Below are 22,597 nucleotides of genomic sequence, written 5' to 3'. Positions count from 1 at the left end.
GACTCCGCTCAGCTGATGCTGTATGTGGCCGCTCTGGGTGCCGCTGTGGTGGCTCTGAGCACTGCCACTGTGGTGCGCAAGCGCCGCGGCAACTAAGTTCTTCTTAGACGGAAGAACCCGCCAAACTAAGACGAAAGCCCGGAGGAAGCACCTGCTTCCTCCGGGCTTTCGTCTTTTGGCGTATCCTCCGCCTTTACGCAAAGGTGAAACAATCTGCTTCTCCAATTTCCTTGGCAGAACCCAGCGCCCCAGCCGGGGACGCTCCGCTGGGGTCCATTTTGAGTGGCCAAAATGGACGAAAAGCCACAAAAGGGGCACGCCCCTTTTGAAACCCCAATAATTTGATTTTGTTTTGTGCGGTGGGGCCGTAGTCGGCCCTGGTCCCGGTGGGGTCACATAGATGGCGTATCACATCTCTAGGGTATGCCTACTCCGCTGACAGATTTCCCTTCCATCGCCAGGGCCTCAAGTCTGGGCGGTGTGCGGCCGATTCCCGGCCGCCGTCGGCCGGGTGGACCAGAAAGGGCCGAAATCAGGAGAAACACGCACTTTCCAAGCAACGATAGAGAAAAATAGAGCATGTTTTCCTCTTGGCATAGCGCTGACCCTTCGGCCCGTCCTGAGAACTGCCCCTGCGGTGGTTCTCAGGCCGGCCCGTGACCCCTGCTGTGGCCCCTGTTACTGCCACCACACCAGGCTATCCTGGCAACTGGCCCTATCGCCAGGCGGTTTCCACCTCCGGGCCTACCTGGGCAAGCGGCGTTCCCGCCGCCGGGAGCCTGGCTGCCCATCGCTGGGAACAGCGGCTTACCAGGGTAAGGCCCTGGGGAGTAGAAGCACCATCCGGCAGAGAAGTAGGTGCTGTCTATCGTGCCTCCAAGCCATCTATGTGACCCATCCAGGACCAGGGCCGAAACCAGGAGGACGCAGGTGCATCCCGTACCGCGGGGTGGATTCCACAAGGCGGGGGAAGGCCCCGCCTTTGGTGGGTCTTTGGTGACTTTCTGCCCACCCAGAAAGTCACCCCAGCGGAGCGTCCCCGGCTGGGGCGCTGGTCTGCGCCTGAGACATCGGAGAAGAACAGGCCCCCGGCAAAGTGGGCTGAGCAAGCCACGGCCCCTACCACAGCGGCACAGGATGATGTGGCAAAAGCTGACGGCGGAGGATACGCCAAAAGAGAAAGCCCGGAGGAAGCAGGTGCTTCCTCCGGGCTTTCGTCTTAGTTTGGCGGGTTCTTCCGTCTGGAAAGAACTTAGTTGCCGCGGCGCTTGCGCACCACGGTGACAGCACCAAGGGCCATCACAGCGGCGGCCAGAGCGGCCACATACAGCATCAGCTGAGCGGAGTCGCCAGTCTGAGCAGGCTTCTCAGCGGGCTTCTCGGTGGCCTGAGGCTTGTCGGTGCTCTCGGGCTTCTCAGAGGCCTCGGGCTTGTCGGTGGTCTCGGGAGCGCCACCAGCGGTGAGGCCGTTCATGGCGTCGCTGAGGGCAGCCACAGCGGCGTTCACGGTAGCCTGGTCGTCCTCGGTGAGGGTCTCGTCGGCCATGACAGCTTGAGCGTTCTGGAGAGCCGTGCGGAAGGTGGCCACGGACTCGGCGGTGTAACCGGTGAGGTCGATGCCCTCGGCCTTGCCGATGAGGTCTTCCAGGATGGACTTGTCCGCCTTGAAGCGCTGAGCCAGGATGGCATCCAGCAGAGCCTGAGCCACAGGCTTGATGTCCTCATCCATGGCGTCGCCGTCAGCGGCCACGTCCTTAGCAGCGGCCAGAGCGTCCACCAGCTGCTGCCAGTTGGTCTCCACGTACTTGTCGGCGTTGGCCATCATGTCCTCGGCCTTGGCGATGAGACGGTTCAGCTCGTCCTTGTCGCCCTGAACCAGGCCCAGGCCCCAGATGCCTTCCAGCAGCTGGTTCCAAGCGGCATTGACCTCGTCCTGGGTGGCGTCGGCGTCAGCCAGAACGGTCTTGGCGTTGGCCAGAGCGTCCTCAAAGGCCTTCTTGGCAGTGTCGGTGACACCGTTGGTGGACAGGGTGTCGGCATAGGCCACGGTCTTCTCCAGCAGGGTCTTGTTGACATCGCCGGGCTCGGGGGTCTCGTCCTCCTCAAACACAGCGGTGACGGTGACGTTGCCCTCGGGCATCACGAAGGTGTTATCGGTGACGGTGACGTCCTCGCTCTGCCACTCCACGAAGTGCCAGCCCTCAGCAGCCTGCTGAGTCAGGGTCACGGTGGTGCCAGCGGTAGCGGTGGTGGGCTCGGCGGTGGCGGTACCCTCGCCCTGGGTGTTCACGGTAACGGTGTACTCCTCGGGATCGGGCTCCTCGCCGCCCACGGCGGTGATGAGGATGTAGCTGACCAGCACGTCATAGTTGGAGTCGCCGGTCTTCTCGGGGGCCAGGGTCAGGGTGACGGTGCCATCCGCAGCCACTTCCACGTTCTCCATGGTCACATAGGCAGGAGTGGCAGTGCACAGCTCCACGCCGTTGAGGGTGGCCAGGTTGGTCTCGCCCTGGTTGAGGGTGATGGTGGTGGGACGGGTGGTACTCCACTGGGTCCAGGGATCCTGATAGCCCACATACACGTTGTAGGTGCCAGCCTTCAAGCCGTCGAACTGATAGCTCAGGGACTTGCCGGTGGCTTCCTTGGTCATGTGACGCAGGGTGTCGTAAGCGGAACCGGTGCTGCCGTTGTCGGTGCCGGTGTTCTCGCCGTTGAGGTAGCCCCAGCCGTTCTCGGCGGTGTAGGCCACGTCGGCGTCCGCGTTGCGGATGGTGTCCTGGTTGGCGTCCACCAGAATCTGACCCAGAGAGGTGAAGTCGGTGGCGCCGGAGTCCACGAAGTAGACCACGTCGTCGGGCACCACAGCCATGGTGTGCTTCACAGTCTGGCCATTGGCCAGGGAGCCGGAGATCTCATAGGTGCCCACCTGGTCCAGGTTCAGGTTGTCCAGGTTCCAGGTCACGTTCATGTCGAAGGGCTCGCCGCCGTTGACGGACACGGAGATGGCGTCGGGCAGGGCGGGCTTCTCACCCAGGTAGGTGTAGGCGGGCAGGTCCTCCACCACTTCCACCTCGGTGGTGGTGGTGTAGTTGATCTGGCTGAAGTCGTACCACAGGGCCACGTCCTCACGGGCCAGGTTGGTCTCGTCGTCCGCCTTCAGGGCCTCAGTGTCCAGAGCGCTGGAGTACAGACGCACGGAGCTGAAGTCGCTCATGGAAGTACGGCCAGTGTCGGGGCACACGCCGATGCCCAGGTACAGGTCGGAGGGCTGGACCTCACCCACGTTGCTGCGGGTGCTGGACAGCTCGCCGTTGAGGTAGACGCTGATGGTGCCGCCGTTGCTGCCGTCATACACAGCAGCCACACGCAGCCACTGCTGCACCAGCTCGTTGTTCATGGGGAAGTTGGAGGCCTCTCCGTCGGGAGGAGTGGGCATCCAGTTGGAGCCGTTGTAGGTAAAGAAGTACAGGTTGCCGCCGGAGATACGGAAGGCAGCGGAGCTGTCGCCCTTACCCATAATCATGTTGAAGGAGGAACCGGAGGTGTCATAGACGTTGGGACGGATGACGGCTTCCATGGTGAAGCTGTTGGAGCCGCCGATGACCTCGTTCATGGCCTCCTTGGCGCCCTCGTTGTCCACCAGGAAGTGGCCGCTCATGTAGGTGCCCTGCTCGGCATCCATACCCATGGACACGGTGTCATACTTCTCGGTGACGTCCACATCAAAGCCATTGGCGCTCTGATCGGACACCACAGCGTGGTAGTAGGGATCGGCCTTCATGGTCTCCAGGATCTCGACCTGCTCGTCCAGGTGAGCCTTGGCGTCAGCCAGCTGCTCCTTGAGGGCGTCAGACAGGCCGTTGTAGGAGTTGACCAGCTTGTTGACCTCGGCCTCCTGGTCCACAGAGGTGACCACCAGGGACTCAATGGCCTCCTTCAGCTCCTTGACGGCGGAGTCCTGATCCACCACGGAAGCGGTGCGGAAGGGAGCGGTGACGTCGTACAGGTCGGCGTCCTTCACGGTGTAGGGCACCATGGTGTAGGCGTAGCTGTAGGTCTTGGAGGTGGGCAGAGTGTACTGACCCAGCACGTCGGGACCGCAGCTGGCGTTACCAGTGCCCTGGGAACGGTAGTTGATGGACAGATAGGTCTCGTTTTCGTAGGTCAGCTCATAGGGGTGACGGGCCTGAGTCAGGTCGTCGGCGGTGAAGTGCAGAGCCTGAGCCTCCACAGTGTCCTGGGCGGCAATGGCCATGGCGTAGTTGCTCTGGTCATTGGTGACGGTGAACCACTTCACCCCAGTCAGGGTGCCGGTGTCCTCGGTGTCCAGGTAGGGGAAGAACAGCTCGTTGACGGTGGAGGAGTACTCACCCACACGGGCGAAGGACTCACGGTCCCACATGGCCTCCACGGGGCCGTTGCCGTACCAGCTGACGTTCTCATAGCCCTCGGGCAGGACCATGGTGGTGCCGATGCGCATGAAGCGGCTGCGGCTGGTGCTGGTCTTGGTGGCGTCCACGGTGAGGTCCAGAGTGACAGCACCGGAGCCGTCCACGGTGTAGACCACGGTCTGAGACAGGCCGTTCATGTTGGGGAAGGTCTGGGTGAAGGCGATGGAGGTGAAACCATTGGCCTGGATGACCTGGATGTCACCGGAGACCTGGGCGTCCTTGCCAGCATTCTGCCAGGCCCAGTCGAAGTTGCCGTTGTCGTTGTTGACAGGAGCGCGCCAGAAGTTGGGGACAGGGCCCTGGGTCAGCAGGGTCTCGCCGTTGTACACATAGTTGGAGATGGCGCCGCTGGCCTTGTCGATGTTGAAGGAGAAGCCCTCACCGGTGATGGCGATGACGTCCTCAGCGGAGTCGTCCACCACCACTTCGTTGGCGGAGGGAGTCAGGGCCACCTGCTCTACGTTGGCAGGCACCTGGAACTGCTCATGGGCAACCTCGTGGCCAGCAGTGGCCCACAGGGTGTCGCTCTTGAGCTGCACGGAGATGTTCAGGTAGTACTCAGCGCCGTCCTTGGTCTCCTTGGGCATGTACTGAGCATAGGGGATGGTGATGGTCTGAGTGGTCTGGGGACCCACGTCGGCGTTGACAGTGCCCTCGCCGATGACGGTGCCGTTCTCCATCAGCTGCCACACCACATTGTACTCGTTGAGGTTGGTGAAGCCGTTCTCGTTCTTCACCTGCACCAGGCCGCTCATCAGATCGGCCTCAGAGGCGGTGAACCACAGGCTCTGATACTGGTACTTCACTTCCTCCAGCTCGGGCTGAGCCACACGGTCGGGAGTGACCAGACCGTTCTGGCAGAAGTTGCCGGAGTTGTTGCGCCAGTCGCCGGTGTCGCCGCCGTAGCCGAAGAACTTGCCGTCCAGGGCCTGGCCGTAGATTTCCTCGTTGTAGTAGGCATAATCCTGAGCATAGTAGTTGTAGGTGCCGTCCTTCTTCTCCTGGATGCTGCTCATCTCAGCCCACAGCAGGACGCGCTCGTCGTCCTTGCCGATGGCAGGAGTGGCGGAGTTCTGGGCACGGATCTCGTCCTGGGTCAGAGCCACGTTGTAGAAGCGGCCCATGGAGATCTCACCAGCAAACTGACGGCCGCTGTAATCGCTCTGGTAGCCCAGGCTCAGCAGGGCGCCGGAGGAGGAGATGGAGGTGGGGCCGGACTTGGAGCCGATCTCCTCGCCGTCCAGGTACACCTTCATGGCGCCGTTGTCATAGGTGGCAACCAGCTGGTGCCAGTTGTTCAAAAAGTCGTCGCCCAGCTTGGACTGCTCCACCACCAGGGAGTTCCAGCTGCCGTTGTAGACGAAGAACTCCAGGTTGTTGTCGCCGTTGAGCTTCAGAGCGAACTGCTTGTCGCCCTTGGCGGCGAAGACCTCGTTGGCCTTGAACTCGGTGGGCTTGAGAATAACTTCCACGGTGAAGGCCTTGCGGTCGCCGGACAGAGCGGCGTTGTAGGCCCCGTCGGTGTCCTCAAAGCCCACATAGCCGTTGACCAGGCTGGTGTCGGACAAAGCGCCCTCGCCGGGCTCCTTGTTGACACTCTGGGCGCCGGCCACGCTGCCGGGATAGTCGGCCAGCTCATAGCTGGTGGGATAGGTGACCACACGGGCCTGGTCCACCCAGTCCCAGATGAAGCCGCCCAGCATGTTGTCGCCGGAACGGACGGCATCCCAGTACTCCTTGATGCTGCCCACGGCGTTGCCCATGGCGTGGTCGTACTCGCACATCACGTAGGGCATGTTGTTGCGGGCCTCGCCCTGAACAGTGCCCACGGAGGGATACATGTTGGAGCCCATGTCGGTGCCGTTGGCCTTGTTGGAGCTCTCGGAGTGCACCGGACGGGTGGGATCGTTGTCCTTGAAGTACCAGATCAGATCATAGAACATGTAGTCGGCATAGTTGGCGTTGCTCTTGTAGTAGTTCTCGTTGCCGGTGGACCAGGACACGATGGCGCTGACGTTCTTCAAACGATTGAAGGTGGTGACCGTGCGGTCCATGGCCAGCTCCTTGAAGAGCACCTGCTTGCCCTCGTTGTTCATCAGCTGGTGGGACTCCAGGTTGGTCTCGGCCATCATGTACAGACCGTACTTGTTGCACAGATAGTACAGATAGTCGTCGTTGGAGTAGTGAGAGGTACGGATGGCGTTGAGGTTGTACTGCTTCATCAGCTCAACGTCCTTCTCCATAACTTCCTTGCTCACGGCCTTGCCGTACACGGGGTCGGTGTCGTGGCGGTTGGTGCCGCGGAACACCAGAGGCTGACCGTTGATGGTGATGGGCTTGTACTCGCTGTCCTGCGTGGTGCGGTTGCCGCTCCCATCCACCTCAGTGCGGGTGAACTCGATCTCACGGAAGCCCAGCTGCTGGGACATGGAGCCCAGGTAGGCGCCGCCGTCCTTGTAGAGGCTCACCACCAGGTAATACAGGTTGGGGTGCTCCGCGCTCCACAGCTCGGGGTCCTGCACGTACTTGGACAGGTCCACGGTCTGGCTGGAGCCCGCATCAATGGTGGGCACCTCGGCGGTCATGCCGTTGACGAACATGGAGCCGTCCTCGTTGTACACACGCACGTCCACCTTGTAGCCGGAGGCGGCCTGGGCGGACTCGTTCTCCACGGTGACGCTCAGGTCCAGGTTGGCGTTCTCATAGGTCTCGTCCAGGTCGGTGGTGACGAAGTAGTCGTTGAGGTGCACCTGAGGGGCGCCGTAGACGTACACGTCACGGAAGATGCCGCCGTCCTTGAACATGTCCTGCAGCTCGAACCAAGTGCCGTCGCAGAACTTATGTACTTCCACAGCCAGCAGGTTCTCGCCGTCCACCAGGTAGTCGGTGATGTCGAAGCTGTGGGGGGCGTAGGTGTCCTCGCTGTAACCCACGGGCTTGCCGTTGAGGTACACATAGTAGGCAGCCTCCACGCCCTGGAAGTTCAGGTAGATGCGGCCGTTCCTCTCTTTCAGCGTGGACAGGCCCTCATCCAGGGTAAAGGTCTTGCGGTACATACCCACGGGGTTGTAGTTGACAGGGGCCAGAGGAGCGGTGTCGCTGCTGGTGTTGTCCTCCTGCCAGGGCACCTGGGTATTGGTGTAGATGGGATAGTCCAGACCCCAATAGGTCCAGCTGGCGGGCAGCTGGAGCCCGCTGCTCCAGGAGTCATCGGGGGTGTAGTCGGTCTCGTAGAAGTTGGCGTAGCTCTCCTTGGCGATGGTGTCGTTCTTCACCACGCGCAGGGACCAGTCGGCATCGTTCTTACCGGTGAGGTACTGCACGTAGCCGGAGGCCTCCTTGTTGAAGTTGATGGCGCTGTCCAGAGCGGCATCCACGCTGTCGTAGATGACGCTGGAGGTGGCGAACATGCTGGCCTCCTCCCGGTTGACTGCAAACACGTCCTCGTTGCCGTCCTCACCGGTCCACTCCTTATAAGTAAAGGTGGGAGAGGTGATGGCGTCTTTCTTCTCCAGCACGGGGATGGAGGCGGAGGCGTTCCAGGGGTCCTTGTACCCAGCCTGGGTGTTCCCCGGCTCGGCTGCCATGGTATGAAGGGGAATCATACTCAGCAGCATGCTCAGGGCCAAACCAGTGGATACCACTCGTTTGTTGCGATTTCGCATGGGTGTTTTCCGTCCTTTCTCTTCATAGTATAGAGGCGCTGGGATGACAAGATGTTTGCTGCGACGCTCCACCCCTTTCCGGTACCGGAATTTTTACTGAATAGACATTCCACGTTTGTGTGGAAAATTTTCACTCTAGATTATCCCACTGGCCTATACAATTTACAATTGACAAACAGCACAAAACATTTGGGCCATTTTTTAGAGAAATCGCTGAACCAACTTCGGCAATACGCCGACACGGGCGGAAGGAATTGGAATTGAATTTTACAAAAAACACGCAGTCGCCTCCATTTGGAGGCAACTGCGTGGAAAAAATGGGAATTCAGCGGGAAACCAGGTACAAATTTGCCTTAACCTCCCGGTCCCGGGGGCCGTCGGGGCTGGTACACAGGGTGGTGACCTGATGGAACCCGGTGGATTGGGAAATTTGCTCCAACAGGGCGGAATGGTCCAGATAGACAGGCAAAGACACCACCAGACGCCCCTCCCGTTCCAACATCGGGTCATCTGCCAACACGTCCAACTCCCCCCGGGTGGTGTTGAGAATAAGGGAGTGGTCGTAGATCATCATTTCCGGTAAAAATTTCATGTGGTTGAAGTAGTTTTCCGGGTTGAGGGTGACAAAATCCCGCACTTCGTGGGAGGTTTTCCACACGGGGGTGCCGTGTTCCGGCATGAGGTTGTCCTCGTAGGCGGTGAGCAGGCCGTTGCCGGGGTTGACGGCGGAGGCGATGGTGTACACCTCGTCCTCGTGGAAACCCACCTTTTGGGTCTGGTAGAAGCAGGCCACCAGGGCAATCACCGCCAGCAGCAGGACAATCACCGCGTGTTTGCGCCAAAGGGAAGAGAATTTCATAGGGACCTCCCATCCGAGTTTAAAAGGACTCTGCCTGTGTTCCCACACGCAGAGTCCTTTTAGCATTTTCTTTCGCCTTTCGGCTATCCAGTCTGTGGTTGTTGCACAACCCCTCATAAAACTCCACACTGCACCGAAACTGGACCGACACCGTGCTTCACCGTTGCGACAGACCATCTTGTGGCTGTCTGTTCCTTTGCTTCTTACATGATAGCCATAATGGCCATAAAAGTCAAGGGATGACCATTTTACTCATTCAGCATTTATTTACAGAAAGAAATGCTGTGCGGAGAGTCGCACGGGTAAAGCAGAGAAACCCACGGCTTTCGCATTTGGGTCAGCGACCTTGTAGTGGGAAGAGAAATTTCCTCTCTAGAAATGTGGATTTTCCAAGCCTCAAGCTATTGGAGTCATCGTTATGAGATACTAGAAATTAACATGAAACGATATGGTGCATTGGGGGAAAAAATTATATGATTTCTTCAGCGACACAAAGTACAGCTTTGTGTTGCACTAACAAAAGAAAGGAGCGTTACACATGGAGGTTCTTACCGAAAAGAACCCCATAGAATGTGTATCTTGCGCCCAGGCACTCAGTTGTCTCAATTTGAGCTGCAAGAGGAATACCGTTCTCTATGGAGCTTCCAATTGCAACTATATTTGTGCCTATCAATGATCCACACGTATCAAAAAACAGCGACAGAATGCCAAAGGAGATCACTATGACATATTATCTCAAAAAATTCTGGAGAATTAACAGCCTTGCAGCCTTTTTACAGGTCATTACCTATGGCATTCACGTCAGCCTAAACCTGTTGATGATGCAGATGTTTCAGGGAATCATTGACCGGGACATCAGGTATTTCCTCACCTGGCTTGGTATCACCGGGCTGGGCTGGACCTTGTATTTCCTGGTCAGAAGTCTCCAGACCAAGGTTCAGTACCAGGCTGTGATGGCCATGAACAACCAATACCGCCACGACGTAGCCCACTCTCTGCTGCACAAGAGTTATGGGGAATTTCACGCCCAGGATAACGGTACCTATTTGGCCTGGATGACCAACTATACCAACAAGGTGGAGTCGCTAGCATGGGAGCCGTTCTTTCAAGGCGTAGGTCTGGCCTCGCAAGTGGTGTGGGCCATCATAGCCCTGGCCTCTCTCCACTGGTCTTTGCTGGTAGCGTCTCTGTTCAGTTTTGTCATTCTCATGGTCCTGCCCAAACTCTTCGAGAAAAAGCTGGAAGAATTGGGCAAAAAGACTGCCGATGCTCAGGCCGCCGCCACTGGAAAACTGAAGGACCTGTTAGGCGGCTTCGATGTCCTCCGGTTCTTTGGGCTGTCTGACCGCTTTCTCCGGCAATGTGACAATGCCAGTCGGGAGATGGAACAGCCCGCCTGTCATCAAAAGACCATCGCCAGCTATGTCAACAGCGTAATGGGTTTCTTTATCGTTGCCACCCAACTGCTGGTTAATGTATTCATTGGCATTCTGTCCATTCAGGGAGCTATTTTACAGGCCGCCATTATGGGTGGCGGCAACCTATGCGGTGCAGTGAGCAACGGTCTGAGCAATCTTGCAGAAATCCGCCTGTCCTTTGCTTCAGCAAAGCCCTACTTTGAGAATGTGACCCACGGCGGGGAGGAGAAGGCCGCCACCGCCCCCCAACTGGAGCCTCTGCGAGAGCACATCACGCTGGAGCACATCAGCTTCAGTTATGATGAACGAAAGCCCATTTTGAACGATCAAAGTTTCTGTTTCCAAAAGGGCGGCAAGTACGCACTCACGGGCCCCTCTGGCTGCGGCAAGTCCACCATACTCAAGCTTCTTTTAGGCTGGCTTCCAGAGTACAAGGGCATCATTCGCTTTGACGGCCTGGATGTGCGGGAGGTAACTCCGCAACAGTTGCAAAGTCAGATGAGCTACATCGAGCAGAACGTATTTTTGTTTAATACCACCATCCGGGACAACATCACCCTGGGCGGACAGTTTACCGACCAGCAGCTTGAGTGCGCCATCAAAGGAAGTGCCTTGGATGGAGACCTGAAAAATATGCCTCTGGGGCTGGACACCCCTGTCGGTGAGGAGGGGAGCAACCTTTCCGGCGGCCAAAAGCAACGGGTCGCCATCGCCCGCGCCCTCATCCATGATCGGTCCATTCTTCTGGTAGACGAAGGAACCAGCGCACTGGACCAGAAAAATGCAGATATCGTGGAGCAGAGCCTGTTGAATAACCCAAATCTCACATTAATCTTGGTCAGCCACCATCTGACATCTAAACGCAAGGCACAATTCACCAAGGTATTTGAATTGGAGCCCGTTATCTCCACAGCTTCCTACAACAGTTCTACAGAATCAAAAGAATCAGGTGAATAGAATGAAAAAATCGACGATACTGCTCTCAACCTTACTTCTGACCCTCTCGGTCTGGATCGTCCTTCCCCGGAATGCGCAGGCTACTGAACCAAGCCCCACTCCCGTATCTTCCGTTGAACCAACACAACCAGATGATACAGTGCCAGGGGATTTACCCAATCCCATAGACGTACCTGATCCGCATCCTACTGAACATTAAAAGGAAAATTCCGTTCCTAGCTGTTCTCTGGCATCAATTTCGAGCTTTTTAAGGTTATGTTCATCACCAATGGCTTTGTATATGTAGCGTGCTTGGCAGTATAGCTCCTTGCTGCAAGCTCGGTCGCCCAAGAAATACGCACACTCCGCCTTAATCGCCAGAAGGCCGGGCAAAAATTGATAATGCCCTCGATCGATGCATGTCTTCCTGCCAATTTCCGCCACTTCAATGGCATCTTCGTATCGCTTGGCTACAACTAACTCCCGGGCATAGTTGAAAGTTACCAGGCAAAGATACTTCTTGCTCTCCATATACTTCTGCAAATATTTCAGCAATTGGCTGTACAAGCCAATTGCTGTTTTTCTTTGTCCCGTCAGCGCATATACCATGGCAATCTGGTTGATAAGCTGAATCTCATCCCAAGTATACCTCAACTGTCCCACTTCTTCCGGGTCAAACCGAGGTGCGGTCAGGTGCATGGCCTCCAGCAACATTTCTAACTGCCTTTCGTAGGGATAGGCCCCACTACGCTCTCCTAACAGAGCACGATTACGCAGTATAAACTGCCTGGCAAGCGTGTCATCCGAGTCTGTGATCCCTTCCAGTTCATCCAAGGCTCTTGTCGCCTGTTCCCAGACCTGCACCTTTTCCTCTCCAATTTTCTGATAGAATTGAACGATATCATCGTTGATCTCTCTTCTCAACCGAGCTTCTTCTTCCTCATTTTTGCTCACCAGAGCATAGTATCGCTCTCCAGGTAGCCCTAGTCGTTGCAGCAGCGCATTAATCCGGCTGCGAGATGGCGTTTGCTTTCCGTTTTCCAATCGGGATATGGTGATCGGTTCGCAGATCCCCTCACACAGCTGCTCCTGTGTCATTCCTAACTCTAACCGCCGTCGTTTGATCACATCACCTAAAAAAATCTCATGCACGTTATGTTCCCCCACGATATTTATTTTGGAAAGTATACCATATTGTGCTGGCATCGTCCATAACTTCTAGGTGGCCTGACCCCGAGTGGATAGTTTAGGAAAGAGAGTGGCTGGAACGCAAAAAAGAAAGGACATCCGATTGGATGTCCTTTCTTGTGGTGGAGACTACAGAACTCGAATCTGTGACCTCTTGCGTGTGAAGCAAGCGCTCTACCGGCTGAGCTAAGCCTCCATATATGGTGACCCGTACGGGACTCGAACCCGTGTTACCGCCGTGAAAGGGCGGTGTCTTAACCGCTTGACCAACGGGCCATGTTGCCCACAGCGGGCGCTAGGTTGGGTCCCGAAGGGGCGGCCATTGCCGCCTCTCCGGGTGGTAGCGGCAATGTGATTCGAACACATGACACTACGGGTATGAACCGTATGCTCTAGCCAACTGAGCTATGCCGCCGTAAGTCGTACCCAACAGGGCAAGAGATAGTATACCCACTTTGTCCTAAAATGTCAACACCTTTTTTCAAAAAAGTTTCAAAAAATTGCGCAGCACAACATGTTGTATGTCATCAAGGCATTCTCCCATGATATGGAGCTTTCAGGCTGGCCAGCCTGGGGACGCGCTCCGCTGGGGTCCATTTTGACTGGCCAAAATGGACGAAAAGCCACAAAAGGGGCTCGCCCCTTTTGAAACCCCAAGGGTTTTATTTTGTTTTATGCGGTGGGGCCGTAGTCGGCCCTGGGCCTGGCAGGGTCACAGAGATGGCTGAGCATTTCTCAGGACAATGCGTGATTACGAAGTAAGGGTGTGCTACACCTGCCAGGGCCTCAAGTCTAGGTGGTATGCGGCCGCTTCCCGGCCGCCGTCGGCCGGGTGGACCAGAAAGGGCCGAAACCAGGAGAAACCTGCACTTTCTCAGCAGCGATGCAGAAAAACAGTGCTTTTTACTTTCTTGGTATGGTCCGTGCTCTTCGGCCCGGCCTGAAAACCACCGCAGGAACGGCCTTGTACCGCGGGGTGGATTCCACAAGGCGGGGGAAGGCCCCGCCTTTGGCGATTCTTTCCCCGATTTCTCATCGGGGAGAAATCGGGCCCAGCGGAGCGTCCCTGGCAGGGGCGCTGCACCCCGGCGCACACAGGGAAGAAGCACAGGCTTTTCCAAAAGAAAGACCAGGAGACGGCACCGTCTCCCGGTCTTTTCAATCAAATAGCCTGTCTTAGTAAGCCAGCTTGGCGTCCAGCCAGGCCTTCAGCTCAGAAATGGGCACCCGCACCTGCTCCATGGTGTCGCGGTCCCGGATGGTGACGGCGTGGTCGGCCTCCTCGGTGTCGCTGCCCACGGTCTGGAAGTCCACGGTGACGCAGTAGGGGGTGCCGATCTCGTCCTGGCGGCGGTAGCGCTTGCCGATGGAGCCGGCGTCGTCGAAGTCCACCATGAAGTACTTGGACAGCTCGGCCTGAATCTCACGGCCCTTGTCAGACAGCTTCTTGGACAGGGGCAGCACGGCCACCTTGTAGGGGGCCAGAGCGGGGTGGAGGCGCAGCACGGTGCGCACGTCGTCCTTGCCGTTTTTGTCCTGACCCACCACTTCCTCGTCGTAGGCGTCCACCAGGAAGGCCAGAGTCACACGGTCCGCGCCCAGAGAGGGCTCGATGACGTAGGGGATATAGTGCTCGTTCTTCTCCTGGTCAAAGTAGGTCATGTCCTTGCCGGAGGTGTTCTGGTGGGCGGTGAGGTCGAAGTTGGTGCGGCTGGCCACGCCCCACAGCTCGCCCCAGCCGAAGGGGAAGACAAACTCGAAGTCGGTGGTGGCGTTGGAGTAGTGGGAGAGCTCCTCGGGGTCGTGGTCACGCAGGCGCAGATTCTCGTCCTTCACGCCCAGGTCCAGCAGCCACTTGTGGCAGAAGTCTTTCCAGTAGGCAAACCACTCCAGCTCGGTGCCGGGGGTGCAGAAGAACTCCAGCTCCATCTGCTCAAACTCACGGGTACGGAAGGTGAAGTTGCCGGGGGTAATCTCGTTGCGGAAGGACTTGCCGATCTGGCAGACACCAAAGGGCAGCTTGCGGCGGGTGGTGCGCTGGACGTTCTGGAAGTTGACAAAGATGCCCTGGGCGGTCTCGGGGCGCAGATACACGGTGTTCTTGGCGTCCTCGGTGACACCCTGGAAGGTCTTGAACATCAGGTTGAACTGGCGAATATCGGTCCAGTTGTGCTTGCCGCAGGAGGGGCAGGGGATCTGGTGCTCGTCCACAAAGGCCTTCATTTCACTCTGGCTCATGGCGTCCACGGGCTTGCCCAGCTCGAAGTTGTTCTCCTGGCACCAGTCCTCGATGACCTTGTCGGCACGGAAGCGCTCCTTGCACTCCTTGCAGTCCATGAGGGGGTCGGAGAAGCCGCCCACGTGGCCAGAGGCCACCCACACCTGGGGGTTCATGAGGATGGCGCAGTCCAGACCCACGTTGTAGGGGTTCTCCTGGACGAACTTCTTCCACCAGGCCTTCTTGACGTTGTTCTTCAGCTCCACGCCCAGGGGGCCGTAGTCCCAAGTGTTGGCCAGGCCGCCGTAGATCTCAGAGCCGGAGAAGATGAAGCCGCGTCCCTTACACAGGTTTACAATCTTCTCCATGGTTTTCTCGGTGTTCTTCATGTATGACACTCCTTTTTTCGTTTTTACCTTCCATATCTCGCTGGCTCAAGGGGCAGCATCGAATCCGTTCAGGCGGTAGATCGCACCAGAAAATTTTTCGTCAGATGCAGCAAAAAGCGCAGGCAATACTTTGTGTATTGGCGAGTATTTTTGCAAAATATCACGGAAAATTTTGGCGCGAGGTGCCGTCTGAGCCGTTAGGCGTAACGGGTTCGGTGTTGACCCAAAGAAAAACGCCCTGAGCCAGCGGCTCAGGGCGAACAAAATGTCCGTGGTTCCACCTGAATTCGCACAGGGTATGTGCGCACTCTCACCCGGTAACGGCGGGGGCCGGTGACGCCTACTAGGGTCTCCCGTTGGGGTCACAGCTCAGGAGGGCCTTCCCACAGGGCAAAGGTGAGGATTTGCACCGACCATCCTCTCTCTTAAATACCTTCCACACCTGGGTACTTATCTCCGTCTTCGCATATTGGAGCCACTGTATCACGTTTTTCCCCAGGTGTCAAGACGGGATTTGTCCCATCCTGGCATCAACCATCACAGAAGAATGGAGCATTCCACGGTCCCTGTATCAGGCTTGCCAGCCTGGTGGGGACGCTACCCGCTGGGGGTTTCTTTTGAGCGGGCAAAAGAAACCAAAACCCGCTTAGGGCGTTCCCCCCTAAGGACCCCCCTTGGGGTACGAGGCAGAAACTGCGTCAAGCCTATGTTCGGCCCGTCACCCTTGCTGTGGCTCCTGTTCCTGCCACTATACCAGGCCCCCCTGGGCAGCTGGCCCTACAGCTAGGTGGTTTCCATGTCCGGGCCTACCATGGAGAAGCGGCGTTCCCGCCGCCGGAAGCATGGACTCACCCCCTGTGGTGCTGTGGTAGGGGCCGTGGCTTGCCCGGCCCGTGGTTACCCTGGTATTGCCCCGGGGGATTCGGGAGGGGCAAGCCCCTCCCCTACAACGGGTCACCGGGAGTCTGGCCAATCCAAGGGCCTGCATTCTTCATTTTTCATTCATCACTATTCATTTGACTCCTCGCCCTCAGCACAGGGGTGGCCACCTGGTCCCCGTACAAGGTGTCGTCCAGGAGGGTACTCAGCAAATCCAGCTTCTCCCCGTCGCCCCCGGTGGTGGGGTGCTTGTAGGTGAGGGTGCCGTCCTGGGCCAAACTATACACCCAGGTGTCGTTGAGCCGGGTGTGGGACAGGTTTTGCAGCAGCTTCCAGTACACCGGCTTCTCCACCCCCGCCAGATTCAGCAAATCCACCCCCAGGTAGTTGGACCCCCGGTCCACCCGCTCCCCGGGCTGGCTGGGCAGGTAGGCCGGGTCGTTGGACCAGATGAGATAGTCGGTGGAGTACAGCTCCTTCATCTCCTGGGTGGACCAGCGGCTGTAATCCGAGGAGCACAGCCCCAGCTTGGAGTACACCGTGCCCCCATCCAGAAGCCCCACTCCGGGTCGGTGGTCCCCGAAGAACACGATGACCGTGGGCTCGGCCTGGTCCCGGAAGTAGTCGGTGAGCTGCCCCAGGGCCTCGCTGGCGTCGTGGGTGCCCTGCACCACCGCCTGGAACATCTCTTGGGCCTGACCCTTGAGGTCGGACTGGAAGGCCACCGTCAGCTCCTGGGCGTCGTACTTCTTCTTGTCATAGGGGGCGTGGTTCTCCATGGAAATGCCGTAGAGGAACTGAGGCCCCTCCCCCTTGCCGTCCTCGTACAGGTCCATGAGCAGCTGGGACAGGTAGGCGTCCGAGTAGAAGCTGCCCTCCCGCTGCCCCTCCAGGTAGGCCTCGTCGGCAGCCTGGGGGTCAATGGCGGCAAAGTCGTCCTGGAAGTAGGTCTCCTCAAAGCCCATGGCCTCAAACATGGGGGTGCGCTTGTAAATGGAGTCGTCATACATGTGCACCATCTCGGTGGAGTAGCCGCTGTCCCGCAGCACCGAGGGCACCGAGGGCAGACGGGAGAACACCTGGGGGGCCATGTTGTACAGGTCCTCCCCCCACAACAGGCCGGTGTTCATCCCCGTGAGGATCTCCAACTCAATGTTACAGGTGCCATATCCTAAACTCCGAGTATAAAAGGTCCCAGATACTCCTTCTTGTTGTAGGTTATGGAAGGTCTCCAGGGGGTCTCCGTCAAAGGTGACCCCGGGCAGGCGGGTGACGTCGAAGAAGGATTCGGAGAGGATGAGGATGACGTTGGGCTGCTGGGCCACCTTAGTGTCCTCCTCCTGGCTGGCCAGCTCCACGGCCTGCTGGGCCGCCCGCTCCAGCTCCTCCGGGGAGGTGTCCCCCTCGTTGAGGGCCATGTGCACCTGGTTGAGGGCGCCCCGCCACAGGCCCAACAGCACCCCGGTCTCCCGGTTCACCGTGGCCTGGGACAGCTTCTGGTCGGTGCTCACCCCCATGGGGGTGAAGATGAGGGCATTGGCCGCCACTCCGTACACCAGGGCCACAGCGGCCACACAGCCCGCTCCTGCCCACAAGCTGGCCTTGCGCTCCAGGCGCACGGGGTAGAGCAGCAGGCACACCGCCACCAGCCACACCACCAAGAAGAGGATGCACCCCAGGCTGAGGGGGGAGAAGTGGAGGGAGGAGGCGTTGAGCTGGGTGATGTCCCCCAGCTGGCCCAGGAGCAGGAAGTCCTGGACGGTGAGGGGCACCGAGGTGATGAGGGCCTTGAAGTAGCTGGAAAACACCATGATGGTGGGGGCCACGGCGGTGAGGATGGCCCCGGGCAGGATGGTGCGGGTGAAGAAGGTGAGCAGGCCGGTGAAGAGGGCCATGAGCCCCACCGTCCACCAGAACCATCCGGCGGTGAAGCAGGAGGGGAGGACGGCCAAGCTCTGGTGGACGACCACCTGGTCCACCAGGGCCACCACCAGGGCGTGGAGCACCACGGCCACGGGCAGCACCACAGGGGCTCCCCCACAGCGGCGGAGCAGGGCCTGGCGCAGACGTTGGGCAGTATGCAGCATAATCAGTCTCCTTATGGGGAACCTATGGGATTCCAAACAATTTGCTCTACTCTATCACGTTGCCCTGGGGCTGTCAACGCACAAGACCTGGGAATCCCCCGGGTGCGGTTCGTCTTGTTTTGCTATCTGTCTCATGGTATAATAGCCGCAGCTGCGGCTATTATACTTTGATTTTGCCGTTTTTCTCGCCCCTTACGGGGCAACCGAACAAACATGGCATGATACCATGTCGGCTTCGCCGTCCTGGTATCATATATGTTATAACCTTATGAATACTGGAGGAACTCCCCATGGAGAGAACGACCCCCGTCATCCCCGCTCAGGACGTGGCAAAACAGCGGGAATATTGTCAGGAAATCCGGGCCATCAACGCCCAGCACGCCCAGGCTCCCACCGCCTTTGTGGACACCTACGGGTGCCAGCAAAACGAGGCGGACTCGGAGCTGCTGCGGGGCATGCTGTGCGAGATGGGCTATGAGATTGTCCACGACGGCGACAACGCCGACCTCATCCTCATCAACACCTGCGCCATCCGAGAGCACGCCGAGCAGCGGGTGTTCGGCAACGTGGGCGCCCTGGTCCACGGCAAGCGGCGCAACCCCAACCAGATCATCTGCCTGTGCGGCTGCATGGCCCAGGAGCCCCACGTGGTGGAGCGGCTGCGCCAGTCCTACCAGCACGTGGACCTGGTGTTTGGGCCCCAGGTGCTGTGGCGCTTCCCCGAGTTTATGCGCCGCATCTACCTGCGCCGGGGCCGTGTCTTTGAGACTGCCCCCGCCGAAGGGGCCATCGCCGAGGGTCTGCCCGTGCGCCGCTCCGGCAAAATCAAGGCCTGGGTGTCCATCATGTACGGCTGCAACAACTTCTGCACCTACTGCATTGTGCCCTACACCCGGGGTCGGGAGCGCAGCCGAGAGCCGGACATCATCCTCAACGAGATTCGCCAGCTGGTGGCGGAAGGGTACAAGGACATCACCCTGCTGGGCCAGAACGTGAACTCCTACGGCAAAGACCTGGGCACCGGCATGGACTTTCCCACCCTGCTGGAGCAGGCCAACGCCATCGAAGGGGAGTTTTTGCTCCGCTTCATGACCAGCCACCCCAAGGACGCCACCCAGCGGCTCTTTGACGTGATGGCCAAGTGCGAGAAGGTGGCCCCCTGCATCCACCTGCCCTTCCAGTCCGGCAACACCCGGGTACTGAGTGCCATGAACCGCCGCTACACCCGGGAGCAGTACCTGGACAAGGTGAAGGCGCTCCGGGAGCGGATTCCCAATGTGGTGCTCACCAGCGACGTCATCGTGGGCTTCCCCGGGGAGACCACCCCGGAGTTTGAGGACACCCTGTCCCTCATTGAGGAGGTGCGCTACGACGCCCTGTTCACCTTCATCTACTCCCCCCGGAAGGGCACGCCCGCCGCCGAGATGGAGGACCCTTTGAGTCGCGAGGAGAAGTCCGCCAACTTCAACCGCCTGGTGGAGGCTCAGAACCGCATTTCCCTGGAAAAGCACCAGGCCTATATCGGTACCATTCAGCACTGTCTGGTGGACGGGGAGAGCGAAGACCCCCGGAACAATTTGAACGCCCGCACCCCCGGCGGCCGCCTGGTGCACCTCAACGGCGACGTGGGGCTCATCGGTCAGTTTGTGGACGTAAAAATCACCGATTGTTCCACCTGGGCGCTGTTCGGAACACTTTTGTGAATGAATAATGAAAAATGAAGAATGAAGAATGCAGGTCCTCCGGTCCGTGCTTCTATTGAAATCCGTGCCGCATGGCGGCACACCACAATTATTCATTCTTCATTCTTCACTCTTCATTCCTGAAAGGAAGGTGCCGTTTTGACCCGCCGGGATTTCATCTTAAAATTGTTGGCCTACGGCATCACTTTGGTGCTGTGCGCCATATTCAACTACTTTGTGTTCCCCCTCACCCCGCTCCCCGTGCCCCTGCTGCTGCCGATGTGCACCGTGGCGGCGGGCTGTCTGGAGGGGGGCCAGTTCGGGGCCGGCTTCGGGGTGGCCTCCGGGCTGCTGCTGGCCACCCTGGGCCACGGCGGCTGGGGCTATGTGGCCCTGCTGGCCTTTGTGGGCTGGGTGTCCGGCCTGCTGGGCCAGTACGTCCTGCGTCAGGACCTGTGGGGCCACGTGATCTGCTGCGTGGTGCTGCTGGTGGTGTGGGAGGCGGTGCAGCTGCTGGCCGTGGCCACCTCCACCTCCGCCCCCCTGGGGGTGCTGCTCTCCCTGGCAGCAGGGGAAGGGCTGTGCTCCCTGGTGTGCGCATTCCCTGTATACGCAATGAACCGTTTCTGCTGCGTCCACTACGGTCGAATCTATCACGAATAAGATTTGACCAGGGCTTTTTGTCTCCGATACGGAAGGAATTATCATGAGTAGATTCATCGACTTTAACTCCAACCACAAAGACACCCACACCGAGGACGAAGGACATCGGCTGCGGGTGCGCTCCACCCTTCTGATGGTCTTGTTCGGCTGCCTCCTCCTGGGCTTCTTCTCCATTCTGTACCAGTTGCAGGTGGTGGACGGGGCCCAGTGGCGGGCCAATGCCAACTACAACATCACCCAGACCGAGACGGTGGACGGGGTGCGGGGAGAGATTCTGGACCGCTACGGCCGGGTGCTGGTGTCCAACTCCCTGGGCTACTCCGTGGAACTGGACACCGCCTCCATGGGCGACCACGTCAATGAGGTGATCTCCCAGCTGCTGGAGCTGTGTGAGAAGGAGGGGGTGGAGTGGTCCGACACCCTGCCCATCTCCAAAGAGGCCCCCTGGACCTACACCAAGGACGAGAACCTGTTCGCCTATCGGGCGGACAACGACGACGGCACCTTTGAGATTCTGCCCACCCAGCTGGGCAAGCTGGCGGAGAAAAATAAGTGGGTGAAACGTGCCGAAACCGCTCAAATTTCCGCCCAAGAGCTGATGGAGGCCATGTGTGAGACCTTCTCGGTGGAGACCAAGGAGCTCACCCCCCAGGTGCGAGCGCTGCTGGGGGTGCTCTACGAGGTGGCCCTGCGCCAGGAGCAGATCACCTACAACACCTACACCTTCGCCACCGACGTGTCCATCTCCTTCATCACCCAGGTCAAAGAGCTGGGCCTGCCCGGGGTGTCCATTGTCACCTCCACCAACCGGGTGTACAACACCAAGGCGGCGGCCCATGTATTGGGCCGCATCGGCCTCATCAGCGCCGAGGAGTGGCCCACCTACCAGGCCCTGAACTACCCCATGAACGCCTATGTGGGCAAGGACGGGGTGGAATTGGCCTTTGAGTCCTACCTCCACGGCACCAGCGGCACCCGGCTGCTGGAGACCGACGAGAACGGGGCGGTGGTGAGCCAGCAGTGGCAGACCGAGCCCCAGCCGGGCAACCATGTGGTGCTCACCCTGGACAGCCAGCTCCAGGCCCACACCGAGCAGCTGCTGGGGGACTTCGTGTCCGGGCTGTCCGACCCCGCAGGCGCCGCGGCGGTGATGGTGGACATGAGCGGCGGGGTGCTGGCCCTGGCCTCCTATCCCACCTACGACCTGTCCACCTACACGGAGGACTACAACGACCTGCTCACCGACCCCGCCAAGCCCCTGCTGAACCGGGCCACCCAGGGTGTGTACGCCCCCGGCTCCATCTTTAAGATGGTCACCGCCGTGGGAGGCCTCACCGAGGGGCTGATCACCCCCTCCAGCACCACCTACTGCTCCGGCATTTACACGTATTATCCCGACTATCAGCCCGTGTGCTGGATTCGTACCAGCACCGGCGGGTCCCACGGCAGCGAGACGGTGAGCGAGGCCATCAAGGACTCCTGTAACATCTTCTTCTACGACCTGGGCCGCCGCCTGGGCATTGACAAGCTGGTGGACTACGCCACCGCCTTCGGCCTGGGCCAGTACACCGGCATCGAGCTGCCCGAGTCCAAGGGCACCGTGGCCGGACCTGAGACCGCCGAGAAGCTGGGGGACGTGTGGTACGCCGGTCAGACCCTGTCTGCCGCCATCGGCCAGAGCGACAACCAGTTCACCCCCATCCAGCTGGCCAACTACGTGGCCACCCTGGTCAACGGGGGCAACCGCTACGAGACCCACCTTTTGAAAGAGGTGAAGTCCAGCGATTACTCCCAAGTGGTGTATGAGCATGAGCCCAAGCTGGCCTCCACCATCGACATTGACCCCGAGGATCTGGCAGCGGTGAAACAGGGCATGTACGACCTGTCCCAGACCGCCTCCATGGCCCGGTACTTTGACGACCTGCCCGTGTCCGTGGGCTGTAAGACCGGTACCGCCGAGGTGTCGGGCAGCGACGCCACCGCCACCTTCGTCTGCTTTGCCCCCTACGACGACCCCCAGGTGGCCCTGTGCCTGGTGGCGGAGAAGGGCTCCGCCGGCGGCAATCTGGCGGCTCTGGCGGCCTCCATGCTGGAGGAGTACTTCTCCAACGAGGACAACCTGAGCGTCACCGATCAGGAAAATACCCTGCTGCACTAAACTT

The 22,597-nt window shown here is 59.0% G+C and carries 9 protein-coding genes, 3 tRNA genes and 1 other annotated feature; of the genes, 4 read left to right on the top strand and 8 right to left on the bottom strand.

The window, feature by feature from the left end; translation table 11 throughout:
* Positions 1-1,252 precede the first annotated feature (1,252 nt).
* Positions 1,253-8,116, bottom strand: coding sequence for a glycoside hydrolase family 2 TIM barrel-domain containing protein (locus tag B5F12_RS08160; protein WP_087233005.1), 6,864 nt, complete (start codon positions 8,114-8,116; stop codon positions 1,253-1,255).
* A gap of 325 nt (positions 8,117-8,441) precedes the next feature.
* Positions 8,442-8,975 (bottom strand): hypothetical protein, encoded by a 534-nt coding sequence (locus B5F12_RS08155; RefSeq protein ID WP_087233002.1) that lies wholly within the window; start codon positions 8,973-8,975, stop codon positions 8,442-8,444.
* 722 nt (positions 8,976-9,697) lie between these two features.
* On the opposite strand from B5F12_RS08155, the gene B5F12_RS08150 reads away from it, so the two are divergent.
* Positions 9,698-11,350: an ABC transporter ATP-binding protein gene (locus B5F12_RS08150; protein ID WP_087233000.1), complete on the top strand. Its 1,653-nt coding sequence runs from the start codon at positions 9,698-9,700 to the stop codon at positions 11,348-11,350.
* A 195-nt stretch (positions 11,351-11,545) separates the two neighbouring features.
* Here the strand turns inward: B5F12_RS08150 and B5F12_RS08145 are convergent, their stop codons facing one another.
* The 6 genes from B5F12_RS08145 to B5F12_RS08120 all read right to left on the bottom strand — a co-directional run bounded on the left by B5F12_RS08145 (position 11,546) and on the right by B5F12_RS08120 (position 18,090).
* The gene (locus tag B5F12_RS08145) at positions 11,546-12,535 is read right to left on the bottom strand and encodes a helix-turn-helix domain-containing protein (RefSeq protein WP_087232998.1); all 990 of its coding nucleotides are present in this window, start codon (positions 12,533-12,535) and stop codon (positions 11,546-11,548) included.
* Between the two features lie 102 nt (positions 12,536-12,637).
* Positions 12,638-12,713: transfer RNA gene (locus B5F12_RS08140), tRNA-Val, on the bottom strand.
* 5 nt (positions 12,714-12,718) lie between these two features.
* Positions 12,719-12,793, bottom strand: a tRNA-Glu gene (locus B5F12_RS08135).
* A gap of 62 nt (positions 12,794-12,855) precedes the next feature.
* Positions 12,856-12,932: transfer RNA gene (locus tag B5F12_RS08130), tRNA-Met, on the bottom strand.
* A 761-nt stretch (positions 12,933-13,693) separates the two neighbouring features.
* The gene (locus B5F12_RS08125; RefSeq protein WP_087232995.1) at positions 13,694-15,124 is read right to left on the bottom strand and encodes a glycine--tRNA ligase; all 1,431 of its coding nucleotides are present in this window, start codon (positions 15,122-15,124) and stop codon (positions 13,694-13,696) included.
* A gap of 249 nt (positions 15,125-15,373) precedes the next feature.
* Positions 15,374-15,596 (bottom strand) — a binding site (T-box leader).
* Between the two features lie 526 nt (positions 15,597-16,122).
* Positions 16,123-18,090, bottom strand: a complete 1,968-nt coding sequence (locus tag B5F12_RS08120; RefSeq protein WP_087232991.1) for an LTA synthase family protein — start codon at positions 18,088-18,090, stop codon at positions 16,123-16,125.
* Between the two features lie 290 nt (positions 18,091-18,380).
* Here B5F12_RS08120 and miaB point away from each other — a divergent pair, with 290 nt between their 5' ends.
* The 3 genes from miaB (at position 18,381) to B5F12_RS08105 (ending at position 22,593) form a co-directional block, all read left to right on the top strand.
* Positions 18,381-19,793 carry a tRNA (N6-isopentenyl adenosine(37)-C2)-methylthiotransferase MiaB gene (miaB, locus tag B5F12_RS08115; RefSeq protein ID WP_087232988.1) on the top strand — a complete coding sequence of 471 codons (1,413 nt, stop codon included), beginning with the start codon at positions 18,381-18,383 and terminating at the stop codon, positions 19,791-19,793.
* Between the two features lie 138 nt (positions 19,794-19,931).
* Positions 19,932-20,435, top strand: coding sequence for a hypothetical protein (locus B5F12_RS08110; RefSeq protein WP_087232985.1), 504 nt, complete (start codon positions 19,932-19,934; stop codon positions 20,433-20,435).
* Between the two features lie 43 nt (positions 20,436-20,478).
* Complete coding sequence (locus B5F12_RS08105) at positions 20,479-22,593, top strand: penicillin-binding transpeptidase domain-containing protein (RefSeq protein WP_087232982.1); 2,115 nt, start codon at positions 20,479-20,481, stop codon at positions 22,591-22,593.
* Positions 22,594-22,597: the final 4 nt, after the last annotated feature.

The organism is Pseudoflavonifractor sp. An176 (assembly GCF_002160435.1).
GTDB lineage: Bacteria > Bacillota > Clostridia > Oscillospirales > Oscillospiraceae > Enterenecus > Enterenecus faecium.
The sequence above is the reverse complement of the archived record's forward strand: the minus strand, read 5'-3'. Positions and strand labels throughout refer to the sequence as shown.